Origin of the sequence: Herbaspirillum autotrophicum, assembly GCF_001189915.1 — a bacterium.
GTDB classification, from domain to species: Bacteria; Pseudomonadota; Gammaproteobacteria; order Burkholderiales; family Burkholderiaceae_D; genus Herbaspirillum; species Herbaspirillum autotrophicum.
On record NZ_LFLS01000016.1, the window covers coordinates 55,999 to 77,557 of the forward strand.

Annotated in this window: 20 protein-coding genes; 10 read left to right on the forward strand and 10 right to left on the reverse strand. The window is 59.1% G+C overall.

The genetic code is table 11. From position 1 onward, the window contains the following. Positions 1-12: 12 nt before the first annotated feature. From AKL27_RS13915 to AKL27_RS13945, 7 genes are read right to left on the reverse strand one after another with little or no spacing between them, the layout of a single operon-like run. Positions 13-897, reverse strand: a complete 885-nt coding sequence (locus AKL27_RS13915) for a phosphoribulokinase (RefSeq protein ID WP_050463437.1) — start codon at positions 895-897, stop codon at positions 13-15. 26 nt (positions 898-923) lie between these two features. Then, positions 924-2,018, reverse strand: a complete 1,095-nt coding sequence (locus tag AKL27_RS13920) for a class 1 fructose-bisphosphatase (RefSeq protein ID WP_050463438.1) — start codon at positions 2,016-2,018, stop codon at positions 924-926. 57 nt (positions 2,019-2,075) lie between these two features. After that, on the reverse strand, positions 2,076-2,786 hold the full coding sequence (gene rpe / locus AKL27_RS13925; RefSeq protein WP_050463439.1) for a ribulose-phosphate 3-epimerase: 711 nt from the start codon (positions 2,784-2,786) through the stop codon (positions 2,076-2,078). A 1-nt stretch (position 2,787) separates the two neighbouring features. Then, positions 2,788-3,504, reverse strand: a complete 717-nt coding sequence (locus AKL27_RS13930) for an HAD-IA family hydrolase (protein ID WP_050463499.1) — start codon at positions 3,502-3,504, stop codon at positions 2,788-2,790. Further along, positions 3,501-4,445, reverse strand: coding sequence for a CbbX protein (cbbX, locus tag AKL27_RS13935; RefSeq protein WP_083439043.1), 945 nt, complete (start codon positions 4,443-4,445; stop codon positions 3,501-3,503). The genes AKL27_RS13930 and cbbX overlap by 4 nt, the downstream gene beginning before the upstream one ends. Before the next feature lie 32 nt (positions 4,446-4,477). Next, a complete protein-coding gene (locus tag AKL27_RS13940) occupies positions 4,478-4,897 on the reverse strand; it encodes a ribulose bisphosphate carboxylase small subunit (RefSeq protein WP_050463440.1) in 420 nt (139 codons plus the stop codon). A 41-nt stretch (positions 4,898-4,938) separates the two neighbouring features. Then, positions 4,939-6,402, reverse strand: coding sequence for a form I ribulose bisphosphate carboxylase large subunit (locus AKL27_RS13945; protein WP_050463441.1), 1,464 nt, complete (start codon positions 6,400-6,402; stop codon positions 4,939-4,941). Positions 6,403-6,513: 111 nt separating this feature from the next. On the opposite strand from AKL27_RS13945, the gene AKL27_RS13950 reads away from it, so the two are divergent. Continuing rightward, the gene (locus AKL27_RS13950) at positions 6,514-7,425 is read left to right on the forward strand and encodes a LysR family transcriptional regulator (protein WP_050463442.1); all 912 of its coding nucleotides are present in this window, start codon (positions 6,514-6,516) and stop codon (positions 7,423-7,425) included. 12 nt (positions 7,426-7,437) lie between these two features. Here AKL27_RS13950 and AKL27_RS13955 read toward each other — a convergent pair whose 3' ends face one another. Then, complete coding sequence (locus AKL27_RS13955; protein ID WP_232310987.1) at positions 7,438-8,361, reverse strand: LysR family transcriptional regulator; 924 nt, start codon at positions 8,359-8,361, stop codon at positions 7,438-7,440. Between the two features lie 121 nt (positions 8,362-8,482). Here AKL27_RS13955 and AKL27_RS13960 point away from each other — a divergent pair, with 121 nt between their 5' ends. From AKL27_RS13960 to mnmH, 9 genes are all read left to right on the forward strand, one after another. Beyond that, on the forward strand, positions 8,483-9,466 hold the full coding sequence (locus AKL27_RS13960; RefSeq protein WP_050463443.1) for an ABC transporter substrate-binding protein: 984 nt from the start codon (positions 8,483-8,485) through the stop codon (positions 9,464-9,466). A 23-nt stretch (positions 9,467-9,489) separates the two neighbouring features. Further along, positions 9,490-10,563: an ABC transporter ATP-binding protein gene (locus tag AKL27_RS13965; protein ID WP_050463444.1), complete on the forward strand. Its 1,074-nt coding sequence runs from the start codon at positions 9,490-9,492 to the stop codon at positions 10,561-10,563. After that, positions 10,560-12,218 carry an ABC transporter permease gene (locus AKL27_RS13970; protein ID WP_050463445.1) on the forward strand — a complete coding sequence of 553 codons (1,659 nt, stop codon included), beginning with the start codon at positions 10,560-10,562 and terminating at the stop codon, positions 12,216-12,218. Before AKL27_RS13965 ends, AKL27_RS13970 begins: the two co-directional genes overlap by 4 nt. After that, entirely contained in the window at positions 12,215-13,441 is a 1,227-nt protein-coding gene (locus tag AKL27_RS13975) for a pyridoxal phosphate-dependent aminotransferase (protein ID WP_050463446.1), read from the forward strand. Before AKL27_RS13970 ends, AKL27_RS13975 begins: the two co-directional genes overlap by 4 nt. A 26-nt stretch (positions 13,442-13,467) precedes the next feature. After that, entirely contained in the window at positions 13,468-14,340 is an 873-nt protein-coding gene (locus AKL27_RS13980) for a phosphonopyruvate hydrolase (protein ID WP_050463447.1), read from the forward strand. Positions 14,341-14,372: 32 nt separating this feature from the next. Beyond that, positions 14,373-14,879 (forward strand): hypothetical protein, encoded by a 507-nt coding sequence (locus tag AKL27_RS13985; protein WP_050463448.1) that lies wholly within the window; start codon positions 14,373-14,375, stop codon positions 14,877-14,879. Between the two features lie 43 nt (positions 14,880-14,922). Next, a complete protein-coding gene (locus AKL27_RS13990; protein WP_050463449.1) occupies positions 14,923-15,555 on the forward strand; it encodes an ABC transporter ATP-binding protein in 633 nt (210 codons plus the stop codon). A gap of 569 nt (positions 15,556-16,124) precedes the next feature. After that, positions 16,125-17,159, forward strand: coding sequence for a selenide, water dikinase SelD (gene selD, locus AKL27_RS13995; RefSeq protein ID WP_050463450.1), 1,035 nt, complete (start codon positions 16,125-16,127; stop codon positions 17,157-17,159). Further along, positions 17,159-18,256: a tRNA 2-selenouridine(34) synthase MnmH gene (mnmH, locus tag AKL27_RS14000; RefSeq protein ID WP_050463451.1), complete on the forward strand. Its 1,098-nt coding sequence runs from the start codon at positions 17,159-17,161 to the stop codon at positions 18,254-18,256. The genes selD and mnmH overlap by 1 nt, the downstream gene beginning before the upstream one ends. A 34-nt stretch (positions 18,257-18,290) precedes the next feature. On the opposite strand, the gene AKL27_RS14005 is transcribed toward mnmH, so the two are convergent. Next, positions 18,291-19,286, reverse strand: a complete 996-nt coding sequence (locus tag AKL27_RS14005; RefSeq protein WP_083439050.1) for a LacI family DNA-binding transcriptional regulator — start codon at positions 19,284-19,286, stop codon at positions 18,291-18,293. 37 nt (positions 19,287-19,323) lie between these two features. Further along, entirely contained in the window at positions 19,324-21,504 is a 2,181-nt protein-coding gene (locus AKL27_RS14010; RefSeq protein WP_050463453.1) for a N,N-dimethylformamidase beta subunit family domain-containing protein, read from the reverse strand. Between the last annotated feature and the right edge of the window lie 55 nt (positions 21,505-21,559).

Sequence of the window (21,559 nt, forward strand, 5' to 3'; positions counted from 1 at the left end):
TTCAGTCCTGAGTCAAAGTGCCGCCGCCGCGCGTTTCTTGCGTTCCATCATGCGCAAGATGAACGGGGTGAAAATCAATTGCATCGCCAGTTCCATCTTGCCGCCCGGCACCACGATGGTATTGGCGCGCGACATGAAGGAGTCATGCACCATGTTGAGCAGATACGGAAAGTCGATGCCTTTCGGATTGGCGAAGCGGATCACCACCAGACTTTCATCGGGCGCCGGAATTTCACGTGCGATAAACGGATTCGAGGTATCGACACAAGGTACGCGCTGGAAATTGACATGGGTATGCGAAAACTGCGGACAGATGTAATTCACGTAATCCGGCATGCGACGCAAAATCGTATCGGTCACGGCTTCAGTCGAATAACCGCGCTTGGATTTGTCGCGCCACAGCTTTTGTATCCACTCCAGATTGATGACCGGCACCACGCCGATCAGCAAATCCGGGTGTTGCGCGATATTGACCTGATCGGTGATGACACCGCCGTGCAAGCCTTCATAGAACAGCAAATCGTTGTCGGCCGGCAGGGTTTCCCACGGCGTGAAGGTGCCGGGTTCTTGCTGATAGGGTGCGGCTTCGCCGCTGTCGTGCAAATACTTGCGCCGCTTGCCGGTGCCGGTGCGGGCGTAATCGGCAAACAGGCTTTCCAGTTCCTGAAACAGATTGGTGTCGGGGCCGAAGTGGCTGAAGTTATTATCACCGGCCGCTTCCGCAGCGGCCAGCCGGACCCGCATTTCATTGCGGTCGTAACGATGAAAACTGTCGCCTTCGACAATCACCGAGCGCACCTGCTCGCGCCGGAAAATGTTTTCGAAGGTGCGCGTGACCGAGGTGGTCCCGGCTCCCGAGGAACCGGTGATGGCAATAATGGGATGACGTTCTGACATGGCAGGGTGCTCTCGGATTGATGGTTTTAATTCGGCAGACGAAACAGGCTGCGTTCCTTGAACAGCGGATTGGTCAACTCTTCCGGCGGCGGCGTATGGTGATAGCGCTCGATGCGATCCACCTCATTGCGCGAACCGAAGATCAGGCCGATGCGCTGATGCAGCGCTTCCGGCTGCACCGCCGTCACGGCCTGGCGACCAGTGCTGGCGCGACCGCCGGCCTGCTCCATGATGAAGCCGATAGGATTGGCTTCGTACAACAGGCGCAGACGACCGGCCTTGGCCGGGTCCTTGCTGTCGCGCGGATACAGGAACACGCCGCCGCGCATCAGGATGCGATGCGCTTCGGCCACCATCGAGGCAATCCAGCGCATGTTGAAGTCCTTGCCGCGTTCGCCGCTTTTACCGGCGGTGCACTCGTCGACATAGCGTTTGACCGGTGCTTCCCAGAAGCGGCTGTTGGACGAATTGATGGCGAACTCGCTGGTATCGGGCGGAATCTGCATGTCCGGATGGGTCAGCATGAATTCACCGAGATTCGGATCCAGCGTAAAACCGTTGACGCCATTGCCGACCGTCAGCACCAGCATGGTGGCCGGGCCGTATATGGCATAACCGGCCGCCAGTTGCTGCGTACCCGGTTGCAAAAAGTCTTCTTCGCTGGCGACCTGTACGCCATCCGGTGCCCGCAATACCGAAAAGATGCTGCCGACCGAAACGTTGACGTCGATGTTGGACGAGCCGTCGAGCGGATCGAATACCAGCAAGTATTTTCCTTTCGGAAAACGCGCCGGAATCTGATACGGCTCCGCCATTTCTTCCGACGCCATGCCGGCCAGTTGGCCGCCCCATTCGGTAATGCGCAAGAAGGCTTCATTGCTCAGGACATCGAGTTCCTTTTGCGTCTCGCCCTGGACATTGATGGCGGCCGCCGCATGCTTGCCGCCGGCGTCACCGAGCACGCCGCCGAGCGCACCGAATGCCACCGCACGGGCGATGCTTTTACAGGCCAGCGCGACATTCAGGATCAGCGTGTTGAAGTCACCGCTGGCATGCGGATAGCGACGCCGTTCTTCGATCAGAAACTGGGTCAGGGTAGTGCGATGTTGCGTGAGTGGCATGGCGGTCTCCGGTCGGGTCTTTATATTTTTTGAAACTGAATCAAATGCGGTGCGGCGCTATCCTTGTTGCGCCTGCTGGCGCAGATGGCGGATCACCGTGCGGTAACCGCCGTCGTCGTCAGCCGCACCAAACACGGCGCTGCCGGCAACGAAGGTGTCGGCGCCGGCACGTTTGACGGCGGCGATGTTGTCCGGCTTGATGCCGCCATCGACTTGCAACCAGATCGGCTGACCGCCGGCAGCGGTGTGAGCATCGATGCGTTCACGCGCAACGGTGAGCTTGGCCAGCGTCGACGCAATGAATTGCTGGCCGCCGAAACCGGGATTGACGCTCATCAGCAACAGCATGTCGAGCTTGTCCATCAGGTGCTCGAGTACCGACAGCGAGGTCGCCGGATTGAGCGCCAGTCCGGCGCGGCAACCATGTTCACGAATCAGGGTCAGCGTGCGGTCGGGATGCAGGCTGGCTTCCGGATGGAACGTGATCAGATTGGCGCCGGCCTTGGCGAACAATGGAATCAGCGCATCCACCGGCTGCACCATCAAATGCACGTCAATCGGAATCCGCACATGCGGACGAATGGCGGCGCACACCAGCGGGCCGATGGTCAGATTCGGCACATAGTGGTTATCCATTACGTCGACGTGGACCATGTCGGCGCCGGCAGCTTCAATCGCACGGACTTCTTCGCCGAGGCGGGCAAAGTCGGCCGACAGAATCGAAGGCGCGATACGGATGGCGGAAGATCTATCGGAAACATGTTGCATATCAGGCTGCCTCGTCACAGGTTTGCGCATGCCAGCGGCGCAAGGTGGCCAGATCGAGATCACCCAGATCGGCCACCACATTGAGCGCGCCATCGAAACGATGACCGGCGGTATACGCGGTCGGCGTCACCACGGTGGGAATGCCGGCAGCGCGTGCGGCCCGCAAGCCATTTTCGGAATCTTCGAATGCCAGGCAAGCATTGGCCGCCACACCCAGCCCTGCCAGCGCCGCCAGATACACATCCGGCGCCGGCTTCTTGTTGATCGCGGTCGAGGCATCGCACACGCTGACGAACAGGGAGCGCCAATCCTCACCTAATGGTCCGCGCAACAAGGCATGCACATTGGCCGGCGTAGTGGTGGTGGCAATCGCCATCGGCATACCGGCGGCGCGTGCCTCGCCGATCAGGCGCAACACGCCGGGCCGCAACGGCAGCTTGCCACCGGCAGCCATGGCGGTGTAATGACGGGTCTTGAGTGCATGCACGGCGGCAATGGTTTCAGCGACCATGACGCCGCGCGCTTCTTCCGGGTCGACCATGTTCCAGTAGTGCAGCAGACGTTCCTTGCCGCCGGCGACATCCAGCAGGCCGGCATAGACCGATTCGCTCCAGTGCCAGTCGAGGCCGACTTCACGGAACGTGGTGTTGAAGGCGATGCGGTGCGCCGTTTCGGTATCGGCCAGGGTACCGTCGACATCAAAAATCAGGGCGTTCAACATGAGGGATTTTCCTTCGTGGGCGCCGGTGCACCGAATACCCGGCTGGCGCGCAGATCCGCCGCGCTCAGGGTGCTCAGCGCCTGTCCGGCCTGACCATCATCGAGCAGCTCCGGCTGCCGCATCAGGCGCGAAGCGTGGCGCAAGCGGGCACGATCCAGCGCATTGCGGACACTGCGTGCATTGGCGAAATTCGGTTGTTGAATGCGACGCTCCAGATACGCGACGAAGACGGCTTCCGCTTCGTGGTCGAAACGGTATTGCATGGTGTCCAGCATCAGTCCCGCAATCTGCGCCAGCTCGTCAATGTCGTAATCAGGAAAATCGATGTGATGCGCGATGCGCGACGACATGCCGGGATTCGACTGGAAGAACTGATCCATGCGATCTTTGTAGCCGGCCAGAATCACGACCAGATCATCGCGGTGGTTTTCCATTTCCTGCAGCAGGATTTCAATCGCTTCCTGGCCGTAATCGCGCTCATTCTCCGGCCGATACAGGTAATACGCTTCATCGATAAACAACACGCCGCCCATTGCGCGCTTGAGCACTTCGCGGGTTTTCGGCGCGGTGTGGCCGATGTACTGGCCGACCAGATCGTCACGCGTGACCGTCACCAGATGCCCCTTGCGGATATATCCGAGCTGATGCAACAGCGACGCCATGCGCAGTGCAACCGTGGTCTTGCCGGTGCCGGGATTACCGGAAAAGCACATGTGCAGACTGGGCGCGCCGGCACTCAGGCCGCGCTCGGCGCGCAATTTATCCACCAGCAGCAAGGCCGCAATATCGGCAATGCGCTGCTTGACCGGCGCCAGTCCGATCAATTCCCGGTCGAGCCGGGCCAGCAAGGCGGGAATGCCGGATGCCGCCAGCGCTTGCGTCAGCGGATTGACGCTGGCCGCCGGCGGAGCTGCTGAAACAAACGCGGAAGTAGACATGGCAAATTCCTGTGGGTGAATAAGAACGGCGATCAGTAACGAGAACCTTCGGGTTGCGCCTGCACCGCATAGCTTTCGATGCTGTAGCGGATCTTGCGGCCGGCATCTTCATGCCGCACCAGACGGAAGCCCGGTTCCTTGTCTGGCCGGTTGACGATGAATGCAGCCACCAGCGATTCCACCCCCATGCTGGAATCGAATGCGGTCATGCGGATGTAGTGCTGCGGAAAAGTCTGGCGGCAGTTAGCCAGCTCGCGCATGACGCCGGCGGCATCGCGCAGATCGAACATCGGCGGCCCGAACATTTCCCAGTAGGTATTGCGCGGGTGCGGATCATCGGTGTATTCGATTGCCAGCGCCCAGCCCTTGTCGAGGCAATAATCAACCTGAGCGGTAATCTGCTGGTCGCTCAGTTCCGGCAGATAAGAAAAAGTCCCTTGTGTAATGCGCATGATGTTTCCTTGTAATGGTTTGACGGTGACCGCAAAGCGGATCAGGCCACTGACGCCGTCGGCACGAAATCCGAGGTATCGGTGGAGGCGTAGTTGAATGACACTTCGCCCCAGGTATCCAGCGCCGCCTTCAGCGGTCCGCACCAGGTCGCAGCCTGGCGCAGGATTTCCGGTCCTTCATTCTTGATGTCACGTCCTTCATTGCGCGCCAGCACCATCGCTTCCAGCGCCACGCGGTTGGCCGTGGCCCCGGCCTGGATGCCTTGCGGATGGCCGATGGTGCCGCCGCCGAATTGCAGCACGACGTCATCGCCGAACAGATCAAGCAACTGATGCATCTGGCCGGCATGAATCCCGCCCGATGCCACCGGCATCACCTTGCGCAGCGAACCCCAGTCCTGATCGAAGAAGATGCCGCGCGCCAGATCGACCTTGGTATGAGTGTCGCGGCAAATGTTGTAATAGCCTTGCACTGTCATCGGATCGCCTTCCAGCTTGCCGACCGCAGTGCCGGTATGCAAATGATCGACGCCGCACAGGCGCAGCCATTTGGCAATCACGCGAAACGAGACGCCGTGATTTTTCTGGCGGGTATAGGTGCCGTGACCGGCGCGGTGCATGTGCAGCACCATATCGTTCTGACGACACCAGTACGACATCGACTGAATCGCGGTCCAGCCCACCACCAGATCGACCATGATCACCACCGAACCGAGTTCTTTGGCGAATTCGGCGCGGCGATACATTTCTTCCATGGTGCCGGCCGTGACGTTGAGGTAATGCCCTTTGACTTCGCCGCTGGCGGCGGACGCGCGGTTGACGGCTTCCATCACGAACAGGAAGCGGTCGCGCCAGTGCATGAATGGCTGCGAGTTGATGTTCTCGTCATCCTTCATGAAGTCGAGGCCACCCTTGAGACCTTCGTACACCACGCGGCCATAGTTGCGGCCCGACAAACCGAGCTTGGGCTTGGTAGTGGCGCCGAGCAGCGGCCGGCCGAATTTGTCCAGGCGTTCGCGTTCGACAATGATCCCGGTCGGCGGACCGGGGAAGGTCTTGACATAGGCCACCGGGAATTTCATGTCTTCCAGCCGCGCTGCCTTCAGTGGCTTGAAACTGAACACGTTGCCGATGATGGACGCGGTGACGTTGGCAATCGAACCTTCTTCGAACAACGACAAGTCGTAAGCCACGCGGCAAAAGTACTGACCCGGATTGTTCGGCACCGGCTCGACCTGATAGGCCTTGGCGCGATACATGTCACAGGCGGTCAGGCGATCGGTCCAGACCACGGTCCAGGTCGCCGTCGATGATTCACCGGCCACGGCGGCGGCGGCTTCTATCGGATCGACGCCATCCTGCGGCGTGATGCGAAACAGCGCCAGCACATCAGTTTCCTTGGGGACATAATCACCGTCCCAGTAACCCATCTGGGCGTACTTCAAGACGCCTGCCGAGTAACGTTTCTTTGCGTCCATGACTGCGCCTTCGTCCATGTTTCCCATCGTGTTCTCCTGTGTTGTGCTGACAATGGACACGACTATATAAAACGCCTAACATCAGGTCTAATAAATAAAATTTGAAGTTTCATAAGACAAAACTGATGGGTTAAAACAATGCGCCGCTATACGATCCGACAACTCGATACGTTTCTGGAGGTCGCGCGCGAGCTTTCCGTATCACGTGCCGCCGAGAATCTGCATGTGACGCAGCCGGCAATTTCGATGCAGATGAAGCAGCTGGAAGAGGCAGTCGGTTTGCCGTTGTATGAACAGGTGGGACGCAAAATCCGGCTGACCGACGCCGGTCAGGATTTCCAGCAATACGCCATTTCCGCCGTGGCGCAACTGAAGCAACTGGAAGATGCGATGGCCGAACGGCGCGGAATACGCAAAGGCCGCGTGGATCTCGCCATCGTCAGTACTGCCAAATATTTCGTACCGATGTTGCTGGTGCGTTTCCGCAAGAAATTTCCGGATATCGAAGTCAAACTGCAATTGCACAACCGCGACAACATCATGAGTCTGCTCGGTCGCAATGAAATCGATCTGGTCATCATGGGACGCGCACCGGACGATATGGAATGTGCGGCGACGGTCTTCGCCACCAATCCGATGGGCGTCATCAGCGCGCCGGAACATCCGTTGTCACGCCGGCGCAGTGCGCCGTTATCGATACTCAGGGATCAGGAATTCGTGGTGCGCGAAGATGGCTCCGGCACGCGTCAGTTGATGGAACGCGTATTTGCCGAACACGGCATCAACCCGCCCATCGTGATGGAAATGCCGAGCAATGAAACCATCAAGCAGGCCGTGATGGCCGGCATGGGACTGAGTTTCCTGTCACTGCGCACGATCCGCCATGAACTGGCCAGCGGCCATCTGGTGCTGCTCGACATCAAGGGCTTGCCGATCGTGCGCCACTGGCATGTGACGCATCTTGCTTCCAAGCGTTTGTCACCGGCGGCGCAGGCATTAAAATCATTTTTGATTGAAGAGGCGGGACCGCTGATCAATTTGTGGGCGTGATGCCAAGGCCGGTCAATCCCCGCGTGAAAGGTCCGGCAAGCCGTCCGCCAATTGACTGGTCCGACCGCGCAACATGCCCTTGAGCCAGCGGCAGAAATTGCGGCCGGCCTGCACCTGCCGCGTTTGCGAATTCATGTAAGCCCAATAGGTGGCGCCCGAAGCGATCTTTTGCTCGTCGAGCAACACCAGCGTCCCGGCGCGCAATTGATCCAGTACCAGCAAATGCGGCGCGACAAAAAAACCGGCACCGCCGATGGCTGCCGCTACCGCCAGAAAAATATGATCGTACATGGCACCTACATGCAAGCGGTCGGGTGAAATATCCTTGGCCACCGCCCAGGTCGCGAGGATGTCGGGGCGCGACGTGGTGGCAATCATGGGCCAGCGATGCGGCGCCTGCGTCCGATGCTTCTGCACCAGATGCGGCGCACCCACGCAGACCAATTCTTCTTGCAACAATTCCCAGCTTTCCGTATTCGGCATGGTCAGATCGCGCGTGATCAGCACATCGAACTCATCCTGCGGCTGCGGCGGCGACAAGGACGTGATGAGATCGACCCGCAGCGGTGATTGCGCCATGAATGCGCCCAGCATCGGCACTACCACGGTCATCGCAAAACTCGGCATGGAGGTACGCACCATCAGCCGCTCGCTGTTGTTTTCACCCTGAAACATTTGCTGTGTAGCGAGTTCGATGGTCGCCACCGCATCCTTGACCGCGTCGTAGTACTGCGACCCGGCAGTGGTCAGTGCAATGGTCGCCCCGCGCCGTTCAAACAACTTGATACCGGCCGCTTTTTCCAGCGTCGCCACATGGCGACTGACCGCGCTTTGGGTAATGCCCAGCGCCGCTGCCGCGCGGGTAAAGGTGCCATGGCGACCAATAGTGACGAAGGCGCGGATCGCCGTCAGCGGGACATCAAGATTTTTCAGCATGATTAAAACTCATCCTGTTATGCGTTGATTGAGATAGTGGCGCTTTTCTGTCACATGACTGTAATAGTACATTGCAATCATTGCGGCCTCAGTTTGACCCATCTCTCACGAAAGGTAAATCATGTTGCAGCAGTCGCGTCTACTATCTTTATTACTCATAACGGTAGGTTTCCTGGCAAAGCCGGTCACGGCTGCCGAAGTGGTCTTGTACTCCTCCAACAATGTGGAAACCGTGAACCGGGTGGTAGACCTGTTCACCAAAGAAAATCCTGATATCAAGGTAGCCGTGGTGCGGGCCGGCACCGGGGCGCTGATGCAACGGATCAAGGCCGAGGCGGCCAATCCGCTCGGCGACATGTTCTGGTCCGGCGGGCTGGCGACGATGGCCGAGTTCAAGGCGCAATTCGAACCCTACGCATCGCCGCAGGCAAGCACCATTCCGGCGGCCTATCGCGGCCCCGACGGCCTGTGGCTCGGCACCAATGTGCATCTCAACGTGTTGATGGTGAATACCCGCCAGATTACCGATGGCCCGTTGCCGAAAAGCTGGGCCGATCTGGCCGATCCGCGCTGGAAAGGCCGGCTGGTGATCCCCGATCCGGAACGCACCAGCGCTTCTTACGTGGCCTTGTACGGTTTGCAAAAAACCCTCGGCAAGGACATGCTGAGCCGCATCGCCCGCAATGCCACCATCGTCGGCACCACTTCGGCAGCTTATGACGGCGTTGCCAAGGGTGAATTTGCGGTAGCACTGACCATGGAATATGCCGCCTATGAATATGTGGCCGGCGGTCTCAAGGAAATCAAACTGGTCTACCCGACCGAAGGCACCTTCATGTCGGTCGAGGGCATGGCCTTGATCAAGGGCGCCAAGCATCCGGCGGAAGCACGTCGTCTGTATGAATTCCTGGCTTCCAAAAAAGCCCAGGCCGAGATCTTCAAGTCGGCCTATCGCCGCCCGCTGCGCACCGACATTGATGTCAGCGCCTTGTCGACCTTGCCGGCACTCAATAGCGTCAAAGTCGCACCGCTCGATGACAACAAAATGGCACAGGAACGCTCCGCCTTTCTGGCCGAGTGGCGTCAAATCATCTCCGCCCGCTGAACACGTAAAAGGAGGAGATGAGCATGCAAGTTGCATTTGAAAATATTGACCAGAGCTATGGCAAGCAAGCCTTGTTTCGCCAGTTGCATCTGACGATACCGAGCGGCAAGCTGTTCACGCTGCTGGGACCGTCAGGTTGCGGCAAAACCAGCTTGCTGCGGATGCTGGCCGGATTCATCAAACCTGACAGCGGCCGCATCCTGTTTGGCGGCGCCGATGTCACGGCGGTGCCGGTCAACCGGCGCGGCGTCGGCATGGTGTTTCAAGACTATGCGTTGTTTCCGGATCGTTCGATTGTGGCCAATGTCTGCTACGGTCTGGCGGCGCGCAACATCGCCAACGATCAGGCCACCGAACGCGCACTCGCCATGCTCAAACGGGTCGGGCTGGAGGCATTTGCCGATCGCGCGCCATCGGCACTGTCCGGCGGCCAGCGTCAGCGCGTGGCGATGGCGCGGGCGCTGGTGATCGAACCCAAGCTGCTGTTGCTGGACGAACCGCTATCGGCGCTCGATGTGAAACTGCGCGTCGAATTGCGCAGCATGATCCGCGAATTGCAAATCGAAGCCGGCATCACTACGGTATTCGTGACGCATGATCAGGAAGAAGCGCTGGCAATGTCGGATCAGATTGCCGTCATGGATCGCGGTCGCATTGTGCAGCTCGGTACTCCGCGCGAAGTTTACAGCCGTCCCGGTACCACGTTCGTTGCCGATTTTGTCGGCAGCGCCAATCTGATCAGCATCACGCAAGAGCTGCCCGCGAGCAACGGCTTGCGCCGGTTGGCTTCAGCGGCCGGGGTATTGCTGACCAACAGTGCGGTGCCATTTCAAGCGGGCGTCAAACTGGCGGTGCGCAGTGAAGAAATTTCATTCGCCGATGCTGATGCGCATATCGGCGCCGCCGGCGATGGCCAGCTCGCCGGCGTAGTCGAACATGTCGAATTTCGCGGCAGCCTGACCAGCTATACCGTACATACCCGGGCCGGCATGATTACCGTCGCCAGTAGCGGCAACCGCGACCAGCGGCAGCGCACACGCGGTGAAAACGTGTTGCTGCAGTTGCCATCCGATGCCCATCTGGTGGGGACCGCATGATCGCCGGCAAACTCAGGCGCGATCCGGCATGGCTGGCCGTCGCATTGCTTGCCATCGGTCTGATGATGGTATTTCTGTTGTGGCCGCTGGTATCGATGCTGGGAAAATCCTTCGTCAATACAGATGGACAATGGGGCTTGCATGGCTACGTGCGTTTCTTTTCCGAAGCTTCTTATCGCGACGTATTTTTCAACACCTTGATTCTCGGGGTCGCGGTGACCTTCTTCTCGATGTTGACCGGTGGTGCGCTGGCATTGGTGGTAGCCCGCTGCACATTCCCGTTGGCCGGGCTGGTGCTGTTTTTGCCGCTGATCACGATGGTGATTCCGGATGTCGTGGTGGCCGCCTCATGGGTGCTGATACTCGGCAAACAAAGCTTGGTCAACAACTGGCTCAGCCCGTTCGGCATCGAACTGCCGTCCCTGTATTCGTGGTGGGGGCTGGTCTTTGTGATGACGCTCAACAATTACGTCTTCGCTTTCGTGGCAGTGCTGGTTGGCCTGAAATCGATGGATCGCAATCTGGAAGAGGCGGCACTGAGTCTGGGACGTCCGCTGTCGGGTGTGCTGCTGGGCGTCACGCTGCCGCTGTTGCTGCCATCGGTATTCGCCGGGGCCTTGATTGTGTTTACTCATGTGATCGGCAGTTTCGGCGTACCGGCGATTCTTGGCGCGCGCACACCGGTATTGGCGGTCAAGGCCTATAACGAATTCGTCAGTGAAATGGGCGGTAATCCGCAAATGCAAACCACCATGGCCTCGTTGCTGGTTTATCTCGGCGCCGGTTTGCTGTTGTTGCAGAAGTTCGTGGTTGAGCGGCGTCAATTTCAAATGGAATCCGGACGCACGCCGCTGACATTCCCGCTCAAGGGCGGCAAAGCTACGGCAGCGGCCGGCAGCGTGTTGCTGATCGTGGCGTTGTCATTGTTGCCGGCACTGGTGGTCTTGATCACCGCCTTCACGCCTTCGGTGGGACCGGTATTGCAATACGGCGGCTTTACGCTCAACCATTTCCGGTACGCCTTGCTGCGCGCACCGGAACCTTTGTACAACTCGCTGTTCCTGTCGACCATCGCGACCCTGACCGGTGTGGTGTTTTCGATTGCCGCGGCCTATCTGATCGTCAAACGCCGTTCACTGATCACGCATGTGCTGGATGTGCTGGTGACCTTGCCGCTGACGATCGCCGGCACCGTACTCGGTATCGCCCTGATCAATTCATTCAGCACCGGGCCGCTGGCGCTGACCGGCACCTGGGTCATCATGGCGCTGGCATATTTTCTGCGCCGCGTGCCAAGCAGCGTGCGCTCGGCAACCGGACCATTGCATAACCTCAAGGACTCGATTGAAGAAGCCTCCATGAGTCTCGGGGTCGGTACCCTCGGCAGTTTTTTCCGTGTCGTGCTGCCGGTGATCGGTCCCTCGGTGGGCGCTGCAGCGGTGCTGATGTGGGTCACCACATTATCGGAACTGTCGGCCACCATCGTTTTGTATTTCGGCGGCATGAACACCATGCCGATTGAAATCTTCCAACAGGTAGACAGCGGCCGTCTGGCGCTGGCCTGTGCTTACAGCGTACTGCTGTTATTGACGATCTTCACTCCGCTGGCGCTGGCGCGCTGGATTTTCCGTCTCAAGGTAGGAACCATAGAATGAACGACTCCACATCTGAAGCAACGCCGTTTCTGGCCACCCGCGTATTGGGTGCCAAGCCTTCCGCCACCAAGGAAATGACGCATCTGGCCAATCAACTGCGACTGGCCGGGCGCGACATCATCACGCTGAGCCAGGGCGAGCCGGATTTTCCGACACCGCTGCATGTACGCGAAGCCGCCAAGGCGGCAATTGATCGCAATGAATCGCGCTATACCGAGGTACCTGGCACGCTGGCCTTGCGCGAAGCGGTGTGCCGCAAGTTCGAACGCGATAACGCGTTGCGGTTTACGCCGGAACAGGTGCAGGTCGGTTGCGGCGCCAAGCAATTGCTGTACAACGCACTGCAAGCCACCATCAACGATGGCGATGAAGTCGTGATCCCGACCCCGGCCTGGGTGTCTTATCCGGAAATGGTATTGCTGGCCGGTGGCACCCCGGTAATCGTGCGCTGCAATGCCGCCAGCGGCTTCAAGATCACGCCCGGGCAACTGGAAGAAGCGATCACTCCGCGCACCAAATGGATCATGCTCAATTCGCCTTCCAATCCGAGCGGGGCGATCTACAGCGCCGCCGAGCTGGCAGCACTGACGGCAGTGTTGTTGCGTCATCCGCAAGTCTGGATCATGGCCGATGACATCTATGAAAAAATTCGTTATGACGCCGCGCCATTTGCCACACCGGCCGCCGTCACGCCAGAACTGGCAGCCCGCACCCTGACCATCAACGGCGTCTCCAAAGCCTATGCCATGACCGGCTGGCGCGTGGGCTTCGGCGCCGGTCCCAAGGAACTGATCAAGGCCATGAATCTGGTGCAGTCGCAATCCACGTCACATACCAGTTCGATCAGCCAGGCCGCAGCGATTGCCGCACTCGACGGGCCGATGGATTTCTTGCCAGGATTTGTCGACGCATTCCGCCAACGCCGCGACCAGGTGGTCGGTGATCTGCGTCAGATCGACGGCATCAGTTGCGATCTGCCACCCGGCGCGTTCTATGCCTTCCCCGGTTGCATGGGCCTGCTCGGACGACGCGATCCGTCTGGCAATCTGATTTCTACCGATACCGAACTGGCGCTTTATCTGCTGCGCGAAAGCGGCGTGGCCGTGGTACCCGGTACTGCATTTGAATTGCCCGGCCACTTCCGCGTGTCGTATGCCGCCGCCGATGACGAACTCAAGGCCGCCACGGCGCGCATCGCTGCCGCCTGCGCGCGCCTGCAATAACGAGATACCCACAGCAAGGATCAATGATGAGCAAAAACAAAATATTGCGTGAAGCCCTCAACAGCGGCTCGCTGTTTACCGCGATGGCGGCGCATAATCCGCTGGCGGCAAAGCTGGCCGAACAAGCCGGATTCGGCGGCATCTGGGGCAGCGGTTTTGAACTCTCTGCCAGTTATGCAGTACCGGATGCCAATATTCTGTCGATGGGTACCCATCTGGACATGATGCGGGCGATTGCCTCGGTGGTATCGGTGCCGCTGATCGCCGATATCGATACCGGTTTTGGCAATGCCATCAACGTCAGTTACATCATCCCGCAATACGAAGCAGCCGGCGCCTCGGCCATCGTGATGGAAGACAAGACCTTTCCCAAGGACACCAGCCTGCGTGCCGATGGCCGTCAGGAACTGGTGCGGATCGAAGAATTTCAAGGCAAGGTGGAAGCCGCCATCAACGCCCGCAGCGACACGGATTTTGTGGTGATCGCCCGAGTCGAAGCGTTGATTGCAGGCCAGGGACAGGAAGAAGCAATCCGGCGCGGGCTGGCGTATGCCGACGCCGGCGCCGATGCGATCCTGATTCATTCCAAGCAAAAGACACCCGATGAAATTCTGTCTTTCATTGCTGCCTGGCCCGGCAAGACACCGTTGGTGCTGGTGCCGACCGCCTATCCGCAATTGACCGAAGCCGATATTGCCGCGCTGGGCAAAGTCGGTATCGTGATCTACGGTAATCACGCGATCCGCGCTGCCGCCGGCGCCATGCGCAAGATCTTTGAACAGATTCGGCGCGATGGCGGAATTGCCAACGCCGACAAGGAAATTCCTGCCGTGGCCGAGATCATCGGTTTGCAAGGCGATGCATATATGCGCGATCTGGAAGCCAGATTCCTGCGCTGATCACAACATTGACCATTTTCCAAGGATTCGGAATGCGTGACAACAAGGTAATTTTTTCCGGTGCCGGCGGCACCGTAACACTGCCGGTGACGCCCCTGAACGGGCGCGAAGATGGCGGCCATTTGCTGGTCAACCCGCCACGCGAAGTGTGGGAACGCAGCGAATTGACGGCATCAGAGCTGATGCACTGGTCATTTCTGGTTGCGGCGACCGGCGCAGCGATGCTGGCCACACTGCCGCAACTGAAGGATGCCTGCCTCAATTATTGGGAAGCCGGCAACTGGTCGCTGCATGACACCGCGCCCCCGGTCGGCAGCAAAAATCCACGCGACCACCGGCGCGTGCATCTGCACATCTTCGGCCGCAGCAGAACTGCCAGCCATGCAGATTGGCAATGGGGTGAATCACCGCGCTTTCCGGCCTGCATCGATGCAAAAAAATGGTCGTCGCAGTTCGCCATACTGACGCCCGATGAGTGCCGCCGGATCAGCGCCGGAATTGAAGTCCTGTTGCAGGAAAAATTCAATCTCGCGCACTGATTGGATGGCATACTCAGTGGCTTGAGACCATTTCACCGATATCATGACTGCAACCCAAGCCACCATCCTGCAAGCCGACAAGCTCACATTCAACTATCCCGACCGACCGTTGTTCAGCGACTGGTCGCAATCGATTCCGGCCGGCATCACGCTGGTGCGCGGCGGTGACGGGCGCGGCAAGACCAGCTTGCTGCGTTTGCTGGCCGGCGATCTGGCGGCGCAAGGCGGGCAATTGCAACTCAACGGCATCAGCCTCGCGCAACAGGCCGAAGCTTACCGGCAACAAGTGTTCTGGGTCCATCCGCGGTCGGAGGCATTCGACCAGATGAGCGTGCCGGAATATTTCGCTTCAGTGGCAGCGCGTTATGCCAGCTTTGACCAGTCACGCTTGCCCGCCCTGATCGCCGGCTTGTCGTTGACGCCGCATATGGAAAAGAAGCTGTTCATGCTGTCGACCGGCAGCAAGCGCAAGGTATGGCAGGCGGCGGCGTTTGCCTCCGGTGCGGCATTGAATCTGATCGATGACCCGTTCGCCGGACTCGATCAGGGTTCGATCAATTTCGTCACGCAACAACTCAATCAAGCCGCCACCGAGCCGACGCGCGCCTGGGTACTCGGCATGTATGAAAATCCGCCGGGCGTGCCGCTGGCGGCGTTGATTGATTTGGGTGACTGAGTCCGAACCAGCGGCCACCAGTTCACCAATCCGCCCGGCGCTACATGCCCCGGCCGGTAACAATGCTATGCGCCAATCGACACTGTGTTTACTCACAGTATTATCAACAGGTTAACTTGTTGATTTGAAAGGGCTTTACCGTGATATCCACTGTACTTATGCACAGTTTTCACGGGCAGAAAGCAGGCGGATGTTGCCTGTGCGCCGCACCCGGGTTGGCCACAGCGGCCACCAGGTCGGCGACACCTCTGCTCGCCCCGCAGCGCGGCACGGCAAACCGGGTCTGTACACTCCGCAAATACGCATGCAAACCCAACGGCAACAGGGGGCACTGTGTTTACTCACAGTGTTATCAACAGGTTAACTTGTTGATTTGAAACAGCTTTAGTGTGATATGCACTGTAGTTATGCACAGTTTGGGCTGCGGTATCGCAGATGGATAGCGGGGTTGCGCGGCGCCGGATGGCGTCAGACTGACCACCGGCCAGCAGTATTTTGGCGCTGACGTCAGCGCCACGGGACACTCTGCTAACATTGACCGCTTTCCCTCTGCATGAACCGGAACCGCCATGAATGAACCCGTCCGCCTGACCCAATACAGCCACGGTGCCGGCTGCGGCTGCAAGATTTCACCGCAAGTGCTGGATGTGATTCTGGCCGGCAGCGGCGCGCAGAACCTGGACCCGAAACTGTGGGTCGGCAACGCATCACGCGATGATGCCGCCGTGTACGCACTCGATGAGCACCGTGGCGTGGTATCCACTACCGATTTCTTCATGCCGATCGTCGACGATCCGTTCGACTTCGGCCGCATTGCCGCCACCAATGCCATCAGCGATATCTATGCCATGGGCGGCGATCCCTTGATGGCGATTGCGATTCTTGGCTGGCCGATCAAATTGCTGGCACCGGAGATCGCACGCGAAGTGATTCGCGGCGGCCGGGCGGTCTGCGATGCCGCCGGTATCCCACTGGCTGGTGGCCATTCGATTGATGCGCCGGAACCGATCTTTGGTCTGGCCGTGACCGGCGTAGTTGACAAACGGCACATGAAACGCAATGACACTGCCAGCGCCAGTTGCCTGCTGTACCTGACCAAACCGCTGGGCGTGGGCATTCTCACCACGGCCGAGAAGAAAGCCAAACTGCGCGCCGAAGATACCGGGCTGGCGCGCGACTGGATGTGCGTACTGAACAAGGCCGGCAGCAGCTTCGGCAAATTACCGGGCGTCAGCGCCATGACCGACGTCACCGGCTTTGGCTTGCTCGGCCATCTGATTGAAATGTGCGACGGCAGCGGCGTCAGCGCCCGCATCGACTTTGCCCATGTGCCGCGCATGGCCGGCATTGAACATTATCTGGCGCAAGACTGCATCCCGGGCGGCACCGGTCGCAACTACGAAAGCTATGGCCAGCGCATCGGCACGCTCAGCGACGTACAAAAGCAATTGCTGTGCGATCCGCAAACCAGCGGCGGCTTGCTGGTGGCGGTTACGCCGGAAGGCAACGCGGCATTTCTCGCCAGCGCCGGCCAACTCGGCTTGCATCTCAATCCCATCGGCCGTCTGGTTGAGCGACAGCCATACGCGGTCGAGGTTGTCTGATGGCCAACGACGTCCAGGTCAGCCGCGAACTTTTCTTGAACAACACGCCGATGCTGGATACCCGGGCACCGGTTGAGTTCGGCAAAGGTGCATTCCCGGGCGCGGTCAATTTGCCGTTGATGACGGATGCCGAACGGGAAGCGGTCGGTATTTGCTATAAACAGCAAGGTCAGGAAGCGGCAATCGCACTCGGCCATCAACTCGTCAGCGGCACCACCAAAGCACAACGGATTGCAGCATGGTCCGAATTTGCCCGCGCCAATCCGGATGGCGTGCTCTATTGCTTTCGTGGCGGCTTGCGCTCCAGGATTTCACAGCAATGGCTGCGCAGCGAAGCCGGTATCGATTACCCGCGCGTGATCGGCGGTTACAAGGCGATGCGCGGCTTCTTGCTGCATACCATTGATGATGCCGTGGCGAATTGCGAATTCATCGTCATCGGCGGCATGACCGGTTGCGGCAAAACCGATGCCCTGATTCAACTGCAACACGGACTCGATCTGGAAGCCCATGCCAATCATCGCGGATCGAGCTTCGGCAAGCGCCTGGGTGGCCAGCCATCCAATATCGATTTCGAAAACCGGCTGGCCATCGATATCCTGAAAAAGCGGGCAGCCGGCAACCGACAACTGGTGGTGGAAGATGAGAGCCGGCTGATCGGCCGCTGCGCATTGCCGCTGCCGCTGTATCAGGGCATGCAGCAATTTCCGATGGTGTGGCTGGAAGATACCCTCGATGGCCGCGTTGACCGCATCCTGCGCGATTATGTCATGCGCCTCGGCAGCGATTATCAGGCGATGTATCCCGACAACGGTTTCACCTTGTTCTCGCAACATCTGCTGCTGGCGCTGACGAACATTCAAAAGCGCCTCGGCTTCCAGCGCCATGCACAGTTGACATCCATCCTCAGCGCGGCATTGGCGGAACAGGCGCGCAGCGGGTCACTGGCATTGCATCGGGAATGGATCAGCACATTGCTGCGTGAATACTACGATCCGATCTACGCGCACCAGCGCCGGATCAAGGAAGAACGCATCGCGTTTTGTGGTGAACTGGCGGCGGTAGTCGCTTATCTTCAGGATCGTAGTCGCACATGATGCCAGGGCGCGGCACTCCGGTGCGCGCCGTCGGTCACGCGGCGGGAGCGGGCATCGAACTGCGATAAATGAATTCGCCTTCCAGCAATCGCAACTCGGGTTCGCCATTGCCGTTGAGCAGCATGTCGAGCGCCTGCTCGATCATTTCCTCAACCGGTTGCCGCACCGTGGTGAGCTGATACGCCGCGCGCGAGGCGATGGGGTGATCATCGAAGCCGATCAGCACGACGTCTTCCGGTACCTTTTTCTTCAATGCAAAACGCAAGGCGTCAATGGCCCCGGTGGCGATTTCATCATCCGCACAAAACACGGCGGTGATCGCCGGATTTTTCTTGAACAGCGCCAGCGTTGCGGCGTAGCCCCAATCGTAGGTGTATTCCTTTTCGCTGATCATCGGCGGCCGAATGCGCAGCTCGGCAATGCGCTCGGTAAAGCCGCGTTTGCGGTCGCGGTTATTCGAGACTTCCGGAATGCCGCCGATGTACGCCATTTCCTGCGCACCGATACGATGAAACTCATCTGCCACTTTGCGGCCGGCGGCGATATTGTCGCAAGAGACCGAGTAACCTGCGCCGAGGGTGGCATAGCGGTTGAACATCACCACCGGCACGCCCCAATGCACACACAATTCGGCGCTCTTGCTGCTCAGTGAAGCGGTGGTGATGATGACGCCGCGCACCCGGTAGCGCAATACCAGCGGCATCAGATCATCCACCGTTTGCGGTGGCGTGGCGTTGAACAGCAATACCTGCAAACCCAATGTCTGCAACCTGCGCGTGATCAGTTCAAGCACCACCGGATACCAGGGGTTGGTAATGTTGGCCATCACGATGGCGACGATGTCCGACTGCCGGTTGCTTAAATTGCGGGCAATCGGATCCGGTTTGTAATCGACCAGATTGATTGCCGTCAGGATCCGGTTGCGGACTTCCTCCGACAGACTGCCTTTGCCAGATACAAAGCGCGATACCGCAGCCTGGGAAACACCGGCAAACTTGGCGACATCTTTTTGAGTGAAGGCTTTTTTCATGAACGGATCATACCAAATCAAGTGTGACCGTATGATCTCACTGATTGGTGTCGACGTACCTCCGCAAGAAATTTTCAACGATGCGGGACACCCCGTTTTGGTAGCCGTTATGCGACAGACTGCCAAGGAACGTGATGGAACCGCTGGCAAACAGGCCACCGCCGTGAGGGGCTTCGCCGCAGATCATGTGGGCACAGACGCCGTCATAGGGACGCGGTGTGCCGGCCGCCAGCGTCCAGGTCAGAATTTCTTCGGGCGATTTCTTGAAGGTCGGGCCGTGATCGCGCGAGACCGCAACGATCTTCACATAGGGCGGCGTGCCAAGTTCAGGCGAGGTCTGGTCCAGTTCAAAACCGGCCGCACCACCACCGGACAAGCCGTAATCACCGATCTTTTCTTCATCAACGCCGTCGAACAGCCAGGCAATATCCGGCGCCAGCGATTCCGGCGTGCGCTGGTAATAACTGCCTTCAAAAATACCCTGCACCACGAAACCGACGCCACCGACTGCCTGCGGCGGCAAGCCGTTACGTCGCCACATGCCGCCATAGCGACCGTCAAGCTGGTGATAATACTCACCCGGTTCGCTGGCCCAGGCGCGGATGCCGCCTTCGGCACGGCGAATTTCCAGCACATGCGGCAACGCCGCCGGGCGCGCAATTTTCCAGTAAAAGCCGTTGCCGCCCATATACATGAAACTGCCGCCTGCGGCGCGGTAAGCCAGAATCGCATCGAGCATGCGACGCGTGTGATATTCGGGGTGTGAACCGGTGATGACAACGTCGTAGCCGCGCAATGCCTCAATGCCCTGATCATCGAGTTCCTCATCGGTGATCACATCGAACGGCAGATTCTTTTCCCGCAGCCAGTCGGTGAGATGCGAATCAGCGACAAAATGGCGCAAGCCGGAGCCGCGCGGATCGAAGAACGTCAGGTAGCCGGGCCGCATGGTCAACATTGGCCGCAGACGCGACGACAGATGAATACCGGCGCCATCGACATGGCGGTTATACGTGGATGCCCCAAATTCAGTGACGACGTCCGGGTTATGCGGATACGCGCCCCAGTTGCGAATGCGCTCGGCCAGATCGCCGGCATAATTGCTGCGGGCATGATTGGCGTAGGCCTGATACGTCAGCGTCGAGGCCAGGTAAAGAATGCGCGCACGCGGTTTTCCCTTGACCGGTGTCACGTAGAACGGAATGGTGTCGCTGCCGGCGCTGTTGCGTACCACCAGCCCATATACGGCCGACGGGATATGTTCCGGAATCGTCAACGTCACACTGGTCTCCCAGTTGCAGTCGAGTAAATCATCTTCATGGAAGAAAATTGCCGCGTACTGATCCGGGGCCACACTCCAGTCCATATAGTCGCCATTCCAGCCCGAAGACCGCACCGCCCGGGTCGGTAAATTGAACAACACCAGCGGTGCCGCTACCGCGCCGGTCGCCGGTATTTCTTGCGCTGCCATGTCCCGCGACAAATCCCAGCGATAGCGCAACGGCAGCGTCTCCCACGGAATGCCGGCTTCACCGGCACGAATCGCCGGCGCTTCGATCAATCCGTTATAGCAGTATTGCTGGCCATCGCGCCGCCATGCGCCGAGACAAAAACCGGAGATGACATCGGCGCGACTATGGCAGGCGACAACGGTGCCGATGGATTCATCACTCTCAGGATGACGAACGTCGATGGCAACCGTTCCCTGTTCGATATCGAAGCGGGCGTTGATGCGTCGCCATTGATGCAAGGGCAGCACCAGGCCGGTGTCGATCACCTGATCCGGATAGCCGCTGCGGGCCGAGATCACCACCAGCGTGCCGTCGCACAGCGCCAGCGCAACGCCGTCTTGTCCCGATTCCGATTGCAGCGCCCACAACACCTGCAACGCATGTTTCTGCAGTGTCGGCTTGACCACCAGTTCGCAACGCATTCTGCCGGTTGCGATTCCCAGTTTGATGGCGGCCGCAGCATAAGAACCGGCGCGGGTGTCCTGCTGTTTTCCGGTATAACGTTCCGCGAGCGGAAACGCGACCGGCACCAGTTTCATGCCGGGCCCGTCCGGATTCGGATCGGCGCAATCGATCCGCACTACTTCCGCAGTGAAATCACGATCATCGCGGGAACTGATCTTGAACGACAACACCTGGCCGGCACTGGCGCTGAGCGGCGTCACGTAACCAATGATGGGAAGTACGGCGGTGGCACTGACTGACATAACAACTCCTTGTCTTGATCTCAAGCATGTTCTGCATATGAAAAGAGGGGCGACG

What these genes read in the sequence shown, in the direction of transcription:
- AKL27_RS13990 (WP_050463449.1), top strand. Translation starts at nt 14,923, where the DNA reads ATGACTGCAACCCAAGCCACCATCCTGCAAGCCGACAAGCTCACATTC.
- AKL27_RS14005 (WP_083439050.1), bottom strand. Translation starts at nt 19,286, where the DNA reads ATGAAAAAAGCCTTCACTCAAAAAGATGTCGCCAAGTTTGCCGGTGTT.
- AKL27_RS13960 (WP_050463443.1), top strand. Translation starts at nt 8,483, where the DNA reads ATGTTGCAGCAGTCGCGTCTACTATCTTTATTACTCATAACGGTAGGT.
- AKL27_RS13975 (WP_050463446.1), top strand. Translation starts at nt 12,215, where the DNA reads ATGAACGACTCCACATCTGAAGCAACGCCGTTTCTGGCCACCCGCGTA.
- cbbX (WP_083439043.1), bottom strand. Translation starts at nt 4,445, where the DNA reads ATGTCTACTTCCGCGTTTGTTTCAGCAGCTCCGCCGGCGGCCAGCGTC.
- AKL27_RS13940 (WP_050463440.1), bottom strand. Translation starts at nt 4,897, where the DNA reads ATGCGCATTACACAAGGGACTTTTTCTTATCTGCCGGAACTGAGCGAC.
- AKL27_RS13950 (WP_050463442.1), top strand. Translation starts at nt 6,514, where the DNA reads ATGCGCCGCTATACGATCCGACAACTCGATACGTTTCTGGAGGTCGCG.
- AKL27_RS13980 (WP_050463447.1), top strand. Translation starts at nt 13,468, where the DNA reads ATGAGCAAAAACAAAATATTGCGTGAAGCCCTCAACAGCGGCTCGCTG.
- AKL27_RS13955 (WP_232310987.1), bottom strand. Translation starts at nt 8,361, where the DNA reads ATGCTGAAAAATCTTGATGTCCCGCTGACGGCGATCCGCGCCTTCGTC.
- rpe (WP_050463439.1), bottom strand. Translation starts at nt 2,786, where the DNA reads ATGCAACATGTTTCCGATAGATCTTCCGCCATCCGTATCGCGCCTTCG.
- AKL27_RS13945 (WP_050463441.1), bottom strand. Translation starts at nt 6,402, where the DNA reads ATGGGAAACATGGACGAAGGCGCAGTCATGGACGCAAAGAAACGTTAC.
- AKL27_RS14010 (WP_050463453.1), bottom strand. Translation starts at nt 21,504, where the DNA reads ATGTCAGTCAGTGCCACCGCCGTACTTCCCATCATTGGTTACGTGACG.
- AKL27_RS13915 (WP_050463437.1), bottom strand. Translation starts at nt 897, where the DNA reads ATGTCAGAACGTCATCCCATTATTGCCATCACCGGTTCCTCGGGAGCC.
- AKL27_RS13965 (WP_050463444.1), top strand. Translation starts at nt 9,490, where the DNA reads ATGCAAGTTGCATTTGAAAATATTGACCAGAGCTATGGCAAGCAAGCC.
- selD (WP_050463450.1), top strand. Translation starts at nt 16,125, where the DNA reads ATGAATGAACCCGTCCGCCTGACCCAATACAGCCACGGTGCCGGCTGC.
- mnmH (WP_050463451.1), top strand. Translation starts at nt 17,159, where the DNA reads ATGGCCAACGACGTCCAGGTCAGCCGCGAACTTTTCTTGAACAACACG.
- AKL27_RS13985 (WP_050463448.1), top strand. Translation starts at nt 14,373, where the DNA reads ATGCGTGACAACAAGGTAATTTTTTCCGGTGCCGGCGGCACCGTAACA.
- AKL27_RS13920 (WP_050463438.1), bottom strand. Translation starts at nt 2,018, where the DNA reads ATGCCACTCACGCAACATCGCACTACCCTGACCCAGTTTCTGATCGAA.
- AKL27_RS13970 (WP_050463445.1), top strand. Translation starts at nt 10,560, where the DNA reads ATGATCGCCGGCAAACTCAGGCGCGATCCGGCATGGCTGGCCGTCGCA.